Source organism: Prevotella sp. P5-126 (assembly GCF_002251185.1).
Classification (GTDB): domain Bacteria; phylum Bacteroidota; class Bacteroidia; order Bacteroidales; family Bacteroidaceae; genus Prevotella.
Window position 1 is genome coordinate 212,412 of sequence record NZ_NPIZ01000053.1, and the last position, 17,037, is coordinate 229,448.

Sequence of the window (17,037 nt, forward strand, 5' to 3'; positions counted from 1 at the left end):
CCTGTTATGATGGTCAGATATGGCAGCCAGTCTATGACAATTTAATGAAAATTAACCGTCGAAGCGTACAAGAAATTGACTTTTTTCATATCTTTGTAGCAGAATACAATCCAAAAATTACGATTATGAATAAGAAAAAAGGTGGAAAACGCATAACGAAGAAGCAACTCGTGGAGCGGCTTCAGACATTCTTCCAAGAAAATCCCAACGAGACATTCTCGTTCAAACAGATATTCCGTGCACTCCGATTGGTAACCCATCCCGCTAAAATGCTCGCCATCGACACGATGGAGGAAATGGCATGGGACGACTATCTCTCGAAGGTTTCGGAAAACAGTTACCGGCTCAACCTCAAAACACAAGTGCAGGAAGGCACCTTTGTGCGCAAGGCCAATGGTAAAAACTCGTTCCTTCCCGACGATGGCGGCACGCCCGTGTTTGTCAGTGAGCGCAACTCTATGTATGCACTCAACGGCGACCGTGTGAAAGTGGCCTATATGGCACGTCGCGAAAAACATATCAAGGAGGCAATGGTGGTAGAAATCTTGTCGCATAAGCGCGATCAGGCGGTGGGTCGTCTGCGTGTGGAAAAAGACTATGCCTTCCTTGTTACCGAGGGAAACATCTTTGTTCACGACATCTTTGTGCCGAAGAAAAAACTCAAAGGTGGTAAGGATGGCGATAAGGCAGTGGTGAAAATCACCCAATGGCCATCAAAGGAATCGAAGAACATGGTGGGCGAAGTCATTGATGTGCTTGGTAAAGAAGGCGACAACAATGTGGAGATGCACGCCATATTGGCACAATACGGACTGCCTTACAAATATCCGAAAGCCGTGGAAGATGCTGCCGAAAAGATAGATCCCACTATCACGCCCGATGAGATTAAGCGTCGTGAAGACTTCCGCGATGTGTTCACTTGCACTATAGACCCGAAGGATGCGAAAGATTTCGACGATGCACTCTCCATTCGCAAAACGAAGAATGGACTCTGGGAAGTGGGTGTCCACATTGCCGATGTGTCTCATTATGTGACCGAAGGATCTATCATTGACAAGGAAGCCATGAAGCGTGCCACGAGTATCTATCTCGTTGACCGCACCATCCCGATGCTTCCCGAACGGCTGTGCAACTTCATCTGCTCCCTTCGCCCCGATGAGGAGAAGCTCGCCTATTCGGCTATTTTCGAGATGGACGACAATGCAAACATCAAGAAATTCCATATTGCACACACCGTCATCAAGAGCAACAGACGCTATGCCTATGAAGAAGTGCTCGACATTTTGCAGCAGTGTGAGGCTAAACCCTCATTGCGCAAGACCATTGAAAATGCAGAAATGCTCTGCACCCTCGCTCGCTTGTCGCAGATACTGCGTGAGCGCAGATTCAAAGGCGGTGCCGTGCGCTTCGACCGCGAAGAGTTGCATTTCGATATAGACGAGAAGGGTAAGCCCATCAGAGCTTATTTCAAGAAATCGAACCAGGCTACCCAACTCATTGAAGAATTTATGCTCATAGCCAACAAGTGGGTGGCAGAAAGTGTGGGTAAGGTGAAGAAAGGTGTCAAAGCCAAGACACTGCCCTACCGTATCCACGACCAGCCCGACCCCACCAAGCTGGAGGCATTGCGCGAATTTGTAGTGAAGTTTGGTTATAAGATGAAGACTGCCGGCACCAAAGGAGCAATCTCGCGCAGTCTGAACACGCTCATGGACGAGTGTCAGGGTAAGCGAGAGCAGAACCTGATAGAGATTGTTGCTCTCCGATCAATGATGAAGGCAAAGTATTCCACCCATAATATAGGTCACTACGGACTGGCTTTTGAATACTACACCCACTTCACTTCGCCCATCAGACGCTATCCCGACACGATGGTACACCGTCTGTTGACACGCTATCAGGACGGAGGCCGCAGTGCCAGCCAAGATAAATACGAGGAACTCTGCGAGCACTGTTCCGACATGGAGCAGGTGGCACAGCAGGCTGAGCGCGATTCTATCAAGTATAAGATGGTAGAGTTTATGGCAGACAAGTTGGGCCAGTGCTTCGATGCGCATATCAGTGGCATCCAGTCGTATGGTATCTATTGCGAGATAGACGAGAACCACTGCGAGGGAATGGTACCTATGCGCGACCTTGACGACGACTACTACGACTTCGACGAGAAGAACTATTGTCTCGTTGGCAGACGTCATCACCACAAATACCAACTGGGCGATGCAGTACGCATCAAGGTGGCAAGAGCCAATATAGAGAAGCGACAGCTCGACTTCACACTGGCTGACAACGACGAATAATCCATCGGGACAACCCCTGGAAAATACATATTCCATATACTATCGGGAGGCATAGCCGTCAACGGCAGGTTGCTTCCCGATTTTATATGCTATTTGCCAAGGTGTTTCCGATGGTGTGTAATAGTATGAAATATAATGGTTTACAGCTATATGAAAGATACTTTTCTCAGCAAAACAAATTGATTTGCCGAGGAAAACAAATTGATTTACCGAGCAATTCAATTTGATTTGCTGAGTAAATTCATTGAAATTGCTGAGTAAATTCATTGAAATTGCTGAGTAAATTCATTGAAATTGCTGAGTAAATTCATTGAAATTGCTGAGCTGTACGCGTAACGTTTTGAACGTAAGGAATATATAGATGGGGTAAAAGAATGTTGTCGGCAAGGGGAAAATGATGTTGTTTTCAAGCGGAAATGCACCTCGGAAAATAGAAGAAAAATGGTCTTTTCTTTTGTATTTCGCTCGGTCTGCACTATTTTTGATGCTACGCATCCAATGTACTCACGTTCGGAAAAACAAAAGAAATAAATATTTTCTTTCGTTTTTCGCTCACTTAATCGTACCTTTGACGCTACGCGTCCAAGATAGGCTGCACCTCGGAAATGCAAAAGAAAAACTCGTTTTTCTTTTGTACTTCGCTCGGTTTGCACTATCTTTGATGCTACGCATCCAAGGTACTCACGTTCGAGAATACAAAAGAAAAATGTATTTTCTTTTTGTATTCTACTCACTTAATCGTACCTTTGCAAAACGAAAAACAAATAAACAAAGATATGGACGCAATCAAAAAACTGTTCGCAAAGAAGCTGATGGATATCAAAGCCATCAAATTGCAACCCAACGAACCCTTTACATGGGCATCAGGTTGGAAGTCACCAATCTATACCGACAACCGCAAAACACTGTCTTATCCCGACGTGCGCTCGTTTGTAAAACTCGAACTGTGCCACGCCATTCAGGAGAATTTCCCTGAGGCAGAGGCTGTGGCTGGTGTTGCTACAGGTGCTATAGCACAAGGAGCTCTCGTGGCAGACCAGCTCGGACTGCCCTATGCCTACGTTCGTCCGAAACCAAAAGACCACGGTATGGGCAACCAAGTAGAGGGACACATCGAAAAAGGTGCTAAGGTTATCGTGGTAGAAGACCTGATCTCTACCGGAGGAAGCAGTCTTAAAGCTGTTGAAGCACTGCGCCAGTATGGATGCGAAGTCATTGGTATGGTGGCATCGTTCACCTATGGTTTCCCCGTTGCCGAACAGGCTTTCAAGGAGGCTGGCGTGCGTCTGATTACGCTGAGCAACTATGCTGCCGTGCTTGAACAGGCTGCCGACACCGGATACATCAAGCCAGAAGACATCGAAGTGTTGAACGAGTGGCGTAAGGACCCAGCTGCTTGGAAGGCATGACAAAGTTTGAAAGCAGCGTACACCAGATTCCATATCCGGTGGAAAACGTTTATCGCAACATCAGCGACCTCACCAACTTGGAGCGTATTAAAGACCGAGTGCCCGAAGACAAACTGAAGGATTTTCAGTTTGACAAAGATAGTGTGCAGGTCAATGTGCCACCGGTAGGACTCCTGAAACTGCGCATCATAGAGCGTGAAGACAATAAGTGTGTGAAGTTTGAAGCAGAGAAATCGCCAGTACCCTTCAACCTTTGGATACAGGTGCTGCCCGTCAACGACCACGAAAGCAAGATGCGCGTCACCGTAAAGGCCGACATCCCATTCATGCTCAAAGGCATGGTGAGCGGTCCACTGCAGGATGGAGTAGAGAAAGTTGCCACTGCTTTGGCACAGGTGCCCTACACCTTGTAGGCACACCTCTGCCAATCAACCCTTACACCGATTATATATTATACACGACAGATGAATAAACTTTGGGAGAAGAACTTTGAGGTGAATGCAGAAATAGAGCGCTTCACCGTGGGACGCGACCGTGAGATGGATCTCTACCTCGCACCCTACGATGTGATGGGATCTATGGCACATATCACTATGCTTGAGAGTATTGGCCTCTTGGAAGCCGACGAACTGAAACAACTGTTGGCTGAACTCAAACAAATATATGCCATTTGCCAGCGCGGCGAATTTCGCATAGAAGACGGAGTGGAGGATGTACACTCACAAGTGGAACTCATGTTGACACGAAAACTGGGCGACATGGGTAAGAAAATACACTCAGGCCGATCACGCAACGACCAAGTATTGGTGGATTTGAAACTCTTCACACGCCATCAACTCATGGAACTGGCAGACGGGGTGAAAGTGCTTTTCGACGAATTGCTCGCTAAGAGCGAACAGTATAAAAGCGTGCTCATGCCGGGCTACACCCATCTGCAGGTGGCAATGCCATCATCCTTCGGACTATGGTTTGGCGCCTACGCCGAGTCGTTGGCAGACGATATGCTCTTTCTGCAAGCAGCATACAAGATGACCAACCGTAACCCGTTGGGATCAGCAGCAGGATATGGATCGTCGTTCCCACTCAACAGACAGATGACCACAGACCTCTTGGGATTCGATTCTATGGACTATAACGTGGTTTATGCGCAGATGGGACGAGGAAAAATGGAGCGCAACGTGGCATTTGCCATGGCTACTATAGCAGGAACACTTGCTAAAATGGCATTTGATGCGTGTCTCTTCAACTCGCAAAACTTCTCGTTTGTGAAACTTCCAAAAGAGTGTACCACCGGAAGTAGCATCATGCCCCACAAGAAAAATCCCGATGTCTTCGAACTCATCCGTGCGAAATGCAACAAAATTCAGGCTTTGCCACAACAGGTGACACTCATCATGAACAATCTCCCCGTGGGTTATTTCCGCGATCTGCAGATTATCAAAGAGGTGTTCCTGCCTGCTTTCGACGAACTGAAAGACTGTTTGCAGATGGCGGCATACATCATCAATAAGATTGAAGTGCGCGAGGATATTCTCGACAATCCCATGTACGACCCGATGTTCTCCGTAGAGGAAGTCAACCGTTTGGCTGCTGCCGGAATGCCCTTCCGCGATGCGTATAAGAAGGTTGGGCTCGATATCGAGGCTGGAACTTTCACACCCAACAAGGACATACACCATACGCATGAGGGTTCGATAGGCAATCTCTGCAACGACAAGATAGCCGATCTGATGCAGCAAGTGCTTGGAGGTTTCGGTTTCAACCGCGTCACCGATGCAGAAAAATCGCTGTTGGAAAACGCTTAAACCATAAGGCAAACAACAGAACAATATGGCTGAAGGCTATAGCAAACATTATAATATGGATAGTCGCCCTACCGTTGTGTCAACACCAACGGGAAGGCGACTTTCTGCTTGGACAGGGCACCTTTCTCTTTGGACAAGGCGCCTTACGGCAGGTGTGGCAGTACTGCTGATGGCAACGGCATGCTCCACAGATCCTGAATTCAGTGCATGGCCCTGTCGCTTTGTCTATGATAACGGACTCCACCTCGACCAAACACTCGCCACAGCCACCAACAGCATGTCGCGTGGCATATTTTGTCATATCACCGAAAGCGTAAGACAAGGAGCGAAACACCTCGTGTTTACCAATTCTGACGGACTCTCATCCACACAGCGCGAAACGGCGGCAGAGAGCGAGAGCCACTATCAGCTCGGACTCAGCAACGGCATCATTGTGGGCTATCAAACTTTTAATACGACGCCAAACGGCGGATTTATTGCTTATGATGCACAGTGTCCAAACTGTGTGAGAAACGGCAATTCGCTGGGAAGTAGCAAGTATATCATCCAAATGGATCATAAAGGCATGGCGACCTGTCCCACTTGCAAGCGACAATATATGCTCAACAATCGGGGCATAGTGGTCAATGGCGGTAAAGACGACCATAAACTGGAACAATACGCACTGGTCAATTGTACCGGGCCAACGGGGGTTGTTTCTGTTTTCTCACGACAATAATCTACCAAGGTTTATCCGATAGGCAATGGATGGAAGTCGCAGAGACCTCTATCCAGTATTCTCATGTGCTGACAAGACATAGCGACTGGTCAGCCGCAATGACTCTATTCGTTCAGAAAGCGATGCAAAGCACTGATGAGGACATCGTTTTCTTCAGGACTCTGGGTGGCTATGCGGAAGTGGTGGGGCGATAGATTGGCAAAGTTTGAACAGTTGCGAATCAGAATGCCCTCATGGTCTATCAGCCAATTCTTCAGTTGAAGGCTGCTGGCTTGCTCTATCATACAGAGCATAAAAGTGCTGTCGGTGTCGTAAACGCTGATGCCAGGGAGGGCACGCAAAGCATCGCGAAGGCGTGCGGTCTCTTTCAACAGTCCTTCAAGATCGCTGATGGCGGGCTTGTCTTGAGCGATCAGAAAGCGTGCACCCTCGATAGCCAAGGCTCCTACCGACCATGGGCGCTGGTACTGGCGGAGGTGTCGCAATATCTCAGGATGTGCTGTCACATAGCCTACACGCATGCCCGGCACCGCATAACGCTTGCTCAGCGAATGGAGCAGAATGAGGTTGGGATAGCGCATCACTTGTTTCACATCTACTAATTTTGCGGCGGTATAACCTTCATACGACTGATCGACCACGAAACGGTGGATGGGATTGGTGGCGATAAGATGGTCGATGATGCCTTCGGTCATCACTCCTCCTGTTGGATTATTAGGATTGCAGAGCCAGTAGATGCGGCGCGTAGGCAGCAACTTCTGGTCGTTTTCATACTCATAGCTGATGATATGTTCGTTGAGGCGACAAGCATCGGCATACTCGCTGAAAGTGGGTTGGGGGATGACAGACATGCCGCCACGCGTCATCTGGGCTATGAGATAGATGGCTTCGGTCACACCGCTGGTCACCATCACGCATTCGGCAGGGATGTCGTGATACTCGGCCAACTGTTCTTCGAGCTTCCGAGGCTGAGGTTCCGGATAGTGGTTTACAAGGTCAAGATGGTTGGCAAGATGGGCTTTCAGGGCTGTATGGTCTGTCTGTTGGCAGATGTTGGAACTGAAATTGATGCGCACCTGACTGTTGTAGCGGTAGAGATCGTCACCGTGTCCTTCTATCATTGTCTTATTCTTCTGGAGAGTTTAGGAATCGTTGGATGTTTGGTAATAAGTGAAGTAATGCCTGTCAAGGTGTAGGGCTACACCTTATTTATATATATAGGGCGGCTCGTTCATGTCTGACGTGCCACCCGTATGGTCATATCGTTAGTATCGAAATGTATGCCAGGGCGCTCGATGAAGCGACTCAGCGAACCGTCGGCGGCGAGCTGGTGAGGGGTGTCGATGCTCAAACGGTCGGGTTCCATCAGCCAAATGCGGTCTGCCAACTGCATGGCGAGTTCTACATCATGGGTGGAAAGAAATATCGTTTTCTGTTGTTCGTGTGCCAGTCGTCGCAGCAATTGCATCATCTCAACCTTGCTGGGAAAGTCGAGAAAGGCTGTTGGCTCATCCAGATAGATGGTGGGTGTTTGCTGCGCAAGGGCTTTGGCTATCATACATTTCTGGCGTTCACCGTCGCTCAACGTGTGAACTGGACGGCGTCTAAGCCGGTCGATGCCTACCAAACGGATGGCTTCGTCTATCATTTGGTGGTCGTCAGCATCGAGTGAACCCCAGAAACCGGTATAGGGCGAACGCCCCATGCCTACCATTTCTTCTACAGACATATTGCGCACATCGGGCTTTTCAGTCAGTACTACACCCACTTTCTTGCTGAGTTGGCGCGACGAAAGGGCTGTCAGCGGAGTGCCGTCGAGATAGATTTCGCCGGAAAGGGCGGGTTGGAATGCCGACAAAGTGCGCAGCAGTGTGGATTTGCCGATACCGTTCTGCCCCAACAAACAAGTCAGTTCGCTGGCATTGATGGTTGCGTTGATATCGCTGACCACGATGCGTTGCTGTCCTTTGACGATATACCCGATGGTGAGATGTCTGAGTTCTACGGTTTCCATGAGGTTGACTTTTGTATGCTGGGAGTTATTTCTCTTTAGAAGTGAGTTCGTTGCGCAGACCCTTCATGCCTGTGAGATAGGCTTTGGCAGATCCGAACGAAAGGAACATATCCAAGCGTACGGGCAGGTGATTCTTATCGTCGGTGACGAAGAAACGTATGAGTTCGTGGTTCTTGCCGTCCTCACGTTCGATAAATGAGAATATCAGACAACGGAACTTCGCATTGCTGTTTTTCATCTTCAGCGTAGTCTTTCCGCCGTATTTCAACCATGAGTTGCTTAGGTGTCTGGCATCGCTGATGGGCATGGGGATATTCTCGCCCTTGCGCAACTTGGATGTGTCGAAGTTGCGTGCACGAAGGAAAATGCTCATCATGTCGTAGATGCAGTCCTTATACTCTGCTTGTTTCCAGTGGTGTTTACCGTCGGCATCGATGCGATGCATCTTCAAGTGGCTGTTTCCCTTAGGGTAGCTATACCACAACTCATCTACGTAATAGCGCTTGCCCTCGCGTGCTCCTTTGCGGTAATAAAGTGGGGTAATATCGGTAGTGGTGTAGCATAGCAGGGTATCGCGCATGATAAACATATTGTCGAGCTTGTCGTTACCACGCGTGATGAGGCTCGACCGGAAGGCAGGCACACCTTTGTGGGTCGATTGTACGGTGGACATAGATGCCGTGCCGACCTTCACCCATACGAATTTCCAATTGAAATAGAGGTCGTAGGAGAGATACTCGCCCGATTTGAAGGCGGTGTTGTGGATGCCACATTGCGCTTGCGAGGTGGTGACGGTGTGTGAGAAAAGTGGCAGACAGAGCATCAGCATGAGCAATAGGCGTCTGCCGTTGGTATTCAGGTGTTTCATCTTTTATCGTCATTTAGAGTTGTTGTTAGCGGTTTGCAACACGCCGTTCTTGTAGTAGGAAATACCCAAACGACGTGCGCGCTCGGCATTTCTATTGAGTAACTTCTGTTTCTCTTTATCCGGTTTCTGCTTGGTTATCTCGCCGGGCTTCTGCATGTTGAGCGGTGTGGCGGTAAGATTCCAAGGGCGGGTGATGTCCCATTTCTCCTTACAGTCTATGCGTCCGGGGAAATAATATACTTCCTCTGGTTGTAAGTTGGCATCGTAGTTGCCTGTATCCCATACGCCATTGCCGTTGCGATCGCGGAAGGCACGTGCGTAATAGCCACCGGGTTTGACATAGAAGAATACGGCATCGCCATTGGCATCGGTACGCACTTGCTTGATGGTCTTCTCGCTTTGGTCGAGCAACTCTACCACATAGGTGGTGTCGGTGACGCCTGCGAGTTGCAAGACGATGGTCGAGAACTCATCGAGGGTGCTGATCTTAATGCCTTGTTTGAAGGGTTTCGATACGTTGCCGTAGATGTCTTCGAAGGCGGCGGAATCTACTTCTAAGCTGTATTCGCTACCGGCTGTCCATTCGGCAAGCACATCATACGTGCGGAGCAATGAGTCGCGACGCTGCACATCAACGGGCACACGATACCAAAGGGTATCAACCTTAGTATATAGGTGGATAGAGGCGGTGTCGCATCGAGCCAGTGGAGCGGGCATATTGATGGTGGGACGACTGTCTGGTGCCATGGTGCCGGGCACGTTATACTGCACTTTAAGTGGCTCGCGCGGCATGATACTGTCGTAGGGCTCGCCTTGCTTTTTGAGTTTAGCTTGCTCCTTTTCCCAACTCTCAACCTGTTTTTTCAGGTCTTTCTGCCGTTTGGCGTAGCTGGTTTTGGCTATCACATCTACCGTATCAATCTGTGTGACGAGTACTCCGGTAGAGTCGGTCATGAGATAGGAGAGTTGCATGGATAGCGTATCTTGGTTGACCAGTGCCGTATCGCGCAACCAATAGGTCAGTGTGTCCTTCTTTTCGCTGGCCTCAAGAACGAAGGCGTCTTTCTCATCGAAGTTGAAGCCGCGTATTTCTGGCAGTTGTGGGTTGCCATAACTGAAATATAAAGTGAAGCGGTCGGCATCTTTTCGCTCTGGCTGTTTCAGCAGATAGCGGTCGGTTTGAACTTCTTGGAAGGCCAGAAGGATGATGTCGTCGGGATAGAAGTGGGTGTATGGCACTCGCAATATATTATCGATACGCAAGGAATCACGCCAGATGGTGTCCTGTCGGATATCTGGTCCGGCTGACGGTTTATAGGTGGTATGGGAGAAAGCCACCATCTCGCTCTTCTGATTGAACATATAATTGCCATCGGCATCTTGTAGCGCATAGACGCGATACTCGCCAGGTGCAACACCTTTGATGACGAAACGGCCTCTGCCATCGGTACGGGCAACGCGCAAAAGGGGCTTGGTGCGGAACGCTGAGTCTGCCAGATCGGCATAGAGCCCAACTTGTATGCCTTTGATAGGTTCGAGGTTTGAGGCGTCGAGCACCGTTCCTGCCACCTCGAAAGTGTCGATGCGTTCACCGGTAGAGAAGGTGAAGGTGTAGTTGCCCAACGGATTGTTTTCGTTGTTATCGCTGATGGCATCGCTGAAGTCGATGGTGTAGGTGGTGTTGGCCTTTAGTGAGTCTTTCAAGTCAACAACAATCTTTTTACCCGTTGCCTTAATCTCGGGCATCTCCAATTGTGGTGGAGAGACGATAACATTCTGTGTGGCATCCTCCAGCTTGATATACTCATCAAACTGTATGGTTATTCTTTTGGAGTTCACACCGACAGCCTGATCGGCTGGATTGGAGCCGATGATGCGGGGTGGATCATCGTCAAACCATCCGCCATCGGGTTGTCCCATACGTGCGCATGCCACCATCAGCAGGGATAGGGCTGCTATGAGTATCAACTGGAAGTGTCTGTTTGTAGGTCTGTTCATGATTGCAGTTTGAGAAGCTGTTCGATATGTTCACGCGAATTGCTTAGGCGTGGCACTTTGTGCTGACCGCCTAATTTGCCGCGTTGCTTAAGCCAATCGTTGAAAAGTCCCTTTCTGGCAGGGATAATCTCCAGATGTTGCAGGGTGATATTCTTATAGCGTTTGGCTTCATAGTCGCTGTTGAGCTCTTGTAGGCGACGGTCAAGCAGGTCGGAGAACTGCTGCAAATCGGCTGGAGGGGTGCTGAATTCAATCAACCACTGGTGGCGACATTTGGCATTGGCATCCATGAAAACGGGGGCTGCGGTGTATTCCAGCACCTCGGCACCTGTTTGTTGACAGGCATAAGCCAGACCCTGTTCGGCATTATCTACGATGAGTTCCTCGCCAAAAGCGTTGATAAAGCTCTTGGTACGACCTGAGATAACAAACTTATAAGGGTTGGTGGAGGTGAATCGGATGGTATCACCGATCATGTATCGCCATAATCCGCATGATGTAGTGATTATCATGGCATAGTTTTTGTCCTTTTCAACGCCCCATAACGGAACGATGTTGTCGGTGCCCATCTCTTGGAACTCGTAGAAAACATCATAGTCGAGCATGAGCAACATCGCTTTGTCGGATGGGTCATCCTGCAGGCCGAAGAATCCTTCGCTCGCATTATACGTTTCCATATAATGCATTTTGGGTGACGTGATAAGCTGTTCATACTGCTTGCGGTAGGGGGTGAAAGCCACTCCGCCATGGAAGAATACTTCAAGATTGGGCCATACTTCTTCCAAATGGGTCTTGCCAGAAATCTCCATGACACGGTTTAATACCGATAACATCCATGAGGGAACGCCTGATATGTTGGTCACATTCTTGTGGAGTGCTTCGTGGGCAATGCGGTCGCGCTTCACTTCAAAGTCTTCAAGCAATGCGGTCTTCTTCTTCGGAATGCGCACCAAATTTGCCAAAGGATTGATGTTTTCGATGAGAATGGCGCTGAGGTCGCCTACCAAAGAATCTGGCAGATTATAGTTAGGAGCATGGCTGCCACCTAAAATCAATGCGCGGCCGTCAAACAATCGAGATTGAGGATTGTTGCGGAGATAGAGGGCTACAGAGTCGAAGCCACCTTTGTAGTGGATATTTCTCAGACCGTCGCTGCTGACAGGAATGAACTTCGACTTGTCGTTCGTAGTGCCACTCGATTTGGCATACCATTTCACACGTCCGTTCCAGAGGATATTTGTCTCTCCGTGGCGCATGCGATCTATCTGTTCTTTCAGTTCTTCGTAGGTGTTGACGGGGCAGTTTCGCACGAAAGTATCATAGTCTTTCGTGGCTGAAAATGCATATTTGCGTCCTATTTCGGTGTTGGATGCTTGAGCAAGCAGGCGGTGCAACACCTCGCACTGAAGGGCTTCGCCCTCCTTCTGATGGCGTTCCAGTTCATGCATGCGATGCACGAAGATGTGGCGTACAATATTTGTTAAACTCATATCTGTATTATTATACAAGGTGCAAAGGTAGTGCAAACCGAGCGAAATACAAAAGAAAAGACCATTTTCTTTTGTATTTCCGAGGTGCAGCCTACCTTCGCGACGTAGTCACAAAGGTACGATTAAGTGAGCGAAGTACAAAAGAAAAACTCGTTTTTCTTATATCTGCAAGACTTCTATGTGACTTCTACAAGCCACATACGCAGCGTTTGACAGAATCATGAGCAACTTGCATTTGTTGCTTTTAAAAATTTAACTTCGTGTGTTTCATAGTATTTAATATAGTTACAAATTCTTATTTTTGAATGGAAGAACCATGTTTTTTTATCAGAAATCAAAGAAATATACTACCTTTGTAACCAATATACTAACAAAAAAGCCCTAATGATGGCGCTTATCAACTTCAGATAAAACAACTAACAATAATGAAGAAAATTATCTCTATCACTCTTGCATTGCTTTGTTTCGAAAGCATGGAAGCACAGAAAATCACCTTCTTCTCACCTACTGTGGTACGTGTGGAGAAGACTACAGATGGGCAGTTTGCAGAAAAGAAAAGCCTTGTTATAACGGCTACACCGCAAAAAGTGGCGGTCAGTGTCAAGCAGGCGGATGGCAAAACTGTCTATCGGACGAATGCGTTGACCGTTACCGTGGATGATAAATCGCAACAGGTAAGCTTTGCAAAAGCCGACGGTACAATGCTTATGACTGAAGGCGAATTTGCCTTTACGCCTATTACAGAGGGTATAGACAAGGGATCGTATCGCGTAAAACAAGCTTTTGCACTGGAAAAAGATGAGCCCATCTATGGATTGGGAATGATGCAGAGCGGAAAAATGAATCTCAGAGGAGAACACAGACTGATGATACAAACTAATCTGGAAGACTTTACTCATTTCTTCCAGAGTATTAAAGGATATGGCATCTATTGGGACAATTACTCGCCAACAACAATCAACGACGATGATACACTGCAACTGGAGAGTCAGGTAGGAAAGGCTGTTGACTACTATTTCATGTATGGTAACGATGCTGATGGCGTCATCCGACAGATGCGGTGGCTAAGCGGAAAAGTGCCTATGGTGCCACGTTGGACCTATGGATTCCATCAAAGTCGTGAGAGATACAAGTCGGCAAACGAACTGCTCGACGTGGTAAGACGCTATCGCAAAATGGGAATACCATTCGACGGAATAATACAAGACTGGCAATACTGGGGTGGTAACTACAACTGGAACGCTATGGAGTTTCTTAATGATGCGTTCAGTAATCCACAAGCTATGATAGATGAGGTGCACCAACGTCATGCACATCTCACCATTTCGGTATGGGCATCGTTCGGACCACATACAAAACCATATCGGGAACTCGATGAAAAGGGATTGCTCTTCCATTTCAAAACATGGCCAGAGTCGGGACTTACCCAGTGGCCACCACGTCAGGACTATCCGTCTGGTGTACGTGTTTATGACTGCTACTCGCCTGTGGCACGCGATATCTATTGGAAATATCTATCAAAACTCCATCAGATGGGGATCGATGCATGGTGGATGGACTCTACAGATCCCGACCATTGCCAGTTTAAGGATAGTGACCTTGACGAAAAATGCAGCATGGGTAGCTGGAGATCTGTACGAAATGCATTTGCCTTGATGGCGGTTGGAGGAGTGGATCAAAACCAGCGTAAGGTGGATTCAATACATCGACCTTTCATTCTTACACGTTCCTTCTTCGCCGGACAACAGCGCTATGGAGCACATACGTGGAGTGGAGACGTGGGCAGTTCGTGGCAGTCTTTTCGCGCACAAGTGCCACTTTGTCTGAATCACACACTTTGCGCCAACCCCAATGTGAATACCGATATAGGCGGATTCTTTGCCAATGCATACAACCACGCCAATCTCATCAATACAGGAACAAATAATCCACAGTTCCAAGAACTATACGTGCGATGGATGCAGTTCGGACTTTTCACACCAATGATGCGTAGCCACGGTACTGAGGTATATCGAGAACTCTATTACTACGGCAAGCCTGGCGAACCTGTATATGATGCATTGCTTGATGCCGTAAAGATGCGTTATCGCCTATTGCCATATATCTATAGTCAAAGCTGGCAGGTAAGTGCCAACGATGACTCGTTTATGCGTCCTTTGATAATGGACTTCCGCAACGATAAAAATGTGTGGAACAATGGACGACAATATATGTTTGGTCACAGCTTCTTAGTCTGCCCAGTGCTTGATCCACTCTTTACTGAGGAGAAAATAGTAAAGACCGACGAGCAATCGGGCTGGGATAGACACGATAACAATGAGTATGCAAACGGATGGCCAACGGTGGATTGGAGTCAGAAAAAGCAGTTTGACGTCTATCTGCCACAAGGGGCAGACTGGTATGACTATTGGACAGGAAAGTTATATAATGGCGGACAGACCATCAAAGCTGATGCACCAATAGCACACTCACCACTCTATGTCAAGGCTGGAAGTATTGTGCCGATGGGTGATGACCGACAGTATAGCGACGAAAGACCATGGGATGTGCTCACACTATTGGTTTATCCAGGATGTGATGCATCGTTTACACTCTATGAAGATGAGGGCGACAACTTCAACTACCAACGTGGACAATATGCCGAAATTCCTATGACATGGAACGAAAAACAGCATACACTGACTATCGGACAGCGTCGCGGAAAATTCAAAGGAATGCTCCAAAAGCGTGTCTTTGAGGTGAAGATGCCCGATAATACCATTTATAAAGTGGCCTATAATGGTAAGAAAACAACGGTAAAAATTAAACGATAAAATCAGAAAGTGAGCGTATATATAACGAAAAGAACGCTGCATACAACCATACTGACGCTCTTGTTGCTGATGTTACACACAGCAACATGGGCGCAGTATGACTTATTGTCGGCAAAGAAAGGAGTTGTGAAAGACGGCTACGATTTTTGGGTATATACGCCAGATGACTATTATTTCTCGCAGGAACAAACTCCATTGATTATCTTCCTTCATGGTGCAAGTCGCTGTGGACGCGATATGAAACGCTGTTTGCAATATGGCCCTGTTGATGCCGTTAAGATGGGAAGACAGATTCCCGCACTTATAGTTACCCCACAAAACCCAGGCGGGGCATGGAATCCACGCCGCCTTAACAATATTCTGGAGTGGATGAAGAAGAACTATTCATTTGACGATACACGCGTATATGTAATAGGTATGAGTCTCGGAGGCTATGGTACACTGGATTTCGCAGGTACTTATCCTGACAAAATAGCTGCCGCAATAGCACTATGTGGCGGTTCTACGCTGAAAGACTATCGTGGATTGGGTGAATTACCATTATGGATAGTGCATGGAACTGCAGACCGCGCCGTATCGGTGCGCGAATCACAGAAGGTGGTTGAAGGGATGAAAATACTCGGAGCTACCGAGCGTTTGCGTTATGACTGGATGCCTGGAGCATCACATGGTGCTTTGGCACGCTTCTTCTATACCGACAAAACGTATGATTGGTTGTTTCAACACGCATTAAGCGACCCACGGCGACCGATTAACACAAATATCGATATTACCAAAACCGACCTGTCACAGGCTTACCGCGATATAAAGCGGCGAACTGATGAACTCGAACTTGAACTTGATAACGACAAATAATTCGTACCACCGACACATCTGTTTTCTGACCAAAGAGACGCTGTTGGTGGTCAATCACTATAACAATGAAAAGTCTATCAAAGCAACTAAGAACTCTGGAATCGTATCTGTATTCCATCCTTATGGCTGTTTTGGCTGCCATCGGGATGCCTTCGGCTGCTCAACAGAAAGGTAAAGCAACCTTTTATTCGAAGCACGCTAATGGTTCAAGAACGGCAAGTGGAGAACGTATCCATAGTGACAGTCTGGTCTGTGCGCATCGCACACACCCCTTCGGCACACTCCTAAAAGTGAGAAATCCTGCCAATGGCAAGGAAGTTGTAGTACGCGTTATCGACCGAGGACCTTTTTCCCGTGGTCGTGTCATCGATCTTTCCTATCGCGCTGCCCGTGAGTTGGGCATCGTAGCGCAGGGTGTTGCCATGGTTGAGGTATCGGTTTATAAGCGAAAAGTAGAGATACCATTCAAGCCAGATGACGGTTTTGATGTGCCTGAACTCGATTTGGAAATGACCGAAAGCGATGATAAAATCGTTCCGCAATGGCAAGATGAAGATGAAAAAACTGTTGCTGTTCCTGCGAAAAAAACGGCAGGAAAATCCACAGGAAAGTCTGCAATGCATCCAAATAAAGCCACGGAGAAGGTTTCAGGTAAATCTGCTACATCTCATAGTAAAGGTACAGGGAAGGCTTCCGGAAGGTCTGCTGCACATACAAGTAAGTCGGCTGTTCACAAAGTGCAACCTGTCGAGAAGCAGAAAAAGAGATGA

At 47.8% G+C, this 17,037-nt stretch carries 12 protein-coding genes and 1 pseudogene; 8 read left to right on the top strand and 5 right to left on the bottom strand.

Going from position 1 to position 17,037, the window contains the following annotated elements; all coding sequences use genetic code 11:
- Positions 1-125 precede the first annotated feature (125 nt).
- From rnr to CIK90_RS05860, 5 genes are all read left to right on the top strand, one after another.
- Positions 126-2,297: a ribonuclease R gene (rnr, locus tag CIK90_RS05840; RefSeq protein ID WP_094464570.1), complete on the top strand. Its 2,172-nt coding sequence runs from the start codon at positions 126-128 to the stop codon at positions 2,295-2,297.
- Between the two features lie 776 nt (positions 2,298-3,073).
- Positions 3,074-3,706, top strand: a complete 633-nt coding sequence (gene pyrE, locus CIK90_RS05845) for an orotate phosphoribosyltransferase (protein WP_094391010.1) — start codon at positions 3,074-3,076, stop codon at positions 3,704-3,706.
- Positions 3,703-4,119 (top strand): polyketide cyclase, encoded by a 417-nt coding sequence (locus CIK90_RS05850; protein WP_094391009.1) that lies wholly within the window; start codon positions 3,703-3,705, stop codon positions 4,117-4,119. The genes pyrE and CIK90_RS05850 overlap by 4 nt, the downstream gene beginning before the upstream one ends.
- Positions 4,120-4,170: 51 nt before the next feature.
- Positions 4,171-5,511, top strand: coding sequence for an argininosuccinate lyase (argH, locus tag CIK90_RS05855; protein WP_094391008.1), 1,341 nt, complete (start codon positions 4,171-4,173; stop codon positions 5,509-5,511).
- A gap of 25 nt (positions 5,512-5,536) precedes the next feature.
- Positions 5,537-6,229, top strand: coding sequence for a hypothetical protein (locus CIK90_RS05860; protein ID WP_144007230.1), 693 nt, complete (start codon positions 5,537-5,539; stop codon positions 6,227-6,229).
- 104 nt (positions 6,230-6,333) lie between these two features.
- Here CIK90_RS05860 and CIK90_RS05865 read toward each other — a convergent pair whose 3' ends face one another.
- The 5 genes and pseudogenes from CIK90_RS05865 to CIK90_RS05885 all read right to left on the bottom strand — a co-directional run bounded on the left by CIK90_RS05865 (position 6,334) and on the right by CIK90_RS05885 (position 12,599).
- Entirely contained in the window at positions 6,334-7,350 is a 1,017-nt protein-coding gene (locus tag CIK90_RS05865; RefSeq protein ID WP_094464571.1) for an aminotransferase class I/II-fold pyridoxal phosphate-dependent enzyme, read from the bottom strand.
- A 125-nt stretch (positions 7,351-7,475) separates the two neighbouring features.
- Positions 7,476-8,243 (bottom strand): annotated as a pseudogene (locus tag CIK90_RS05870) (ABC transporter ATP-binding protein); the annotation flags it as partial.
- A gap of 25 nt (positions 8,244-8,268) precedes the next feature.
- Positions 8,269-9,111, bottom strand: a complete 843-nt coding sequence (locus CIK90_RS05875) for a DUF3108 domain-containing protein (RefSeq protein WP_094391004.1) — start codon at positions 9,109-9,111, stop codon at positions 8,269-8,271.
- Positions 9,112-9,120: 9 nt separating this feature from the next.
- Entirely contained in the window at positions 9,121-11,109 is a 1,989-nt protein-coding gene (locus CIK90_RS05880; protein ID WP_254046290.1) for an Ig-like domain-containing protein, read from the bottom strand.
- The gene (locus CIK90_RS05885) at positions 11,106-12,599 is read right to left on the bottom strand and encodes a GH3 auxin-responsive promoter family protein (protein ID WP_094434917.1); all 1,494 of its coding nucleotides are present in this window, start codon (positions 12,597-12,599) and stop codon (positions 11,106-11,108) included. Before CIK90_RS05885 ends, CIK90_RS05880 begins: the two co-directional genes overlap by 4 nt.
- Positions 12,600-13,024: 425 nt before the next feature.
- Here CIK90_RS05885 and CIK90_RS05890 point away from each other — a divergent pair, with 425 nt between their 5' ends.
- The 3 genes from CIK90_RS05890 (at position 13,025) to CIK90_RS05900 (ending at position 17,037) form a co-directional block, all read left to right on the top strand.
- A complete protein-coding gene (locus tag CIK90_RS05890) occupies positions 13,025-15,412 on the top strand; it encodes a glycoside hydrolase family 31 protein (protein WP_094464572.1) in 2,388 nt (795 codons plus the stop codon).
- A 9-nt stretch (positions 15,413-15,421) separates the two neighbouring features.
- Positions 15,422-16,267 (top strand): dienelactone hydrolase family protein, encoded by an 846-nt coding sequence (locus tag CIK90_RS05895; protein WP_254046291.1) that lies wholly within the window; start codon positions 15,422-15,424, stop codon positions 16,265-16,267.
- Positions 16,268-16,389: 122 nt separating this feature from the next.
- Positions 16,390-17,037: a septal ring lytic transglycosylase RlpA family protein gene (locus tag CIK90_RS05900; RefSeq protein WP_371591513.1), complete on the top strand. Its 648-nt coding sequence runs from the start codon at positions 16,390-16,392 to the stop codon at positions 17,035-17,037.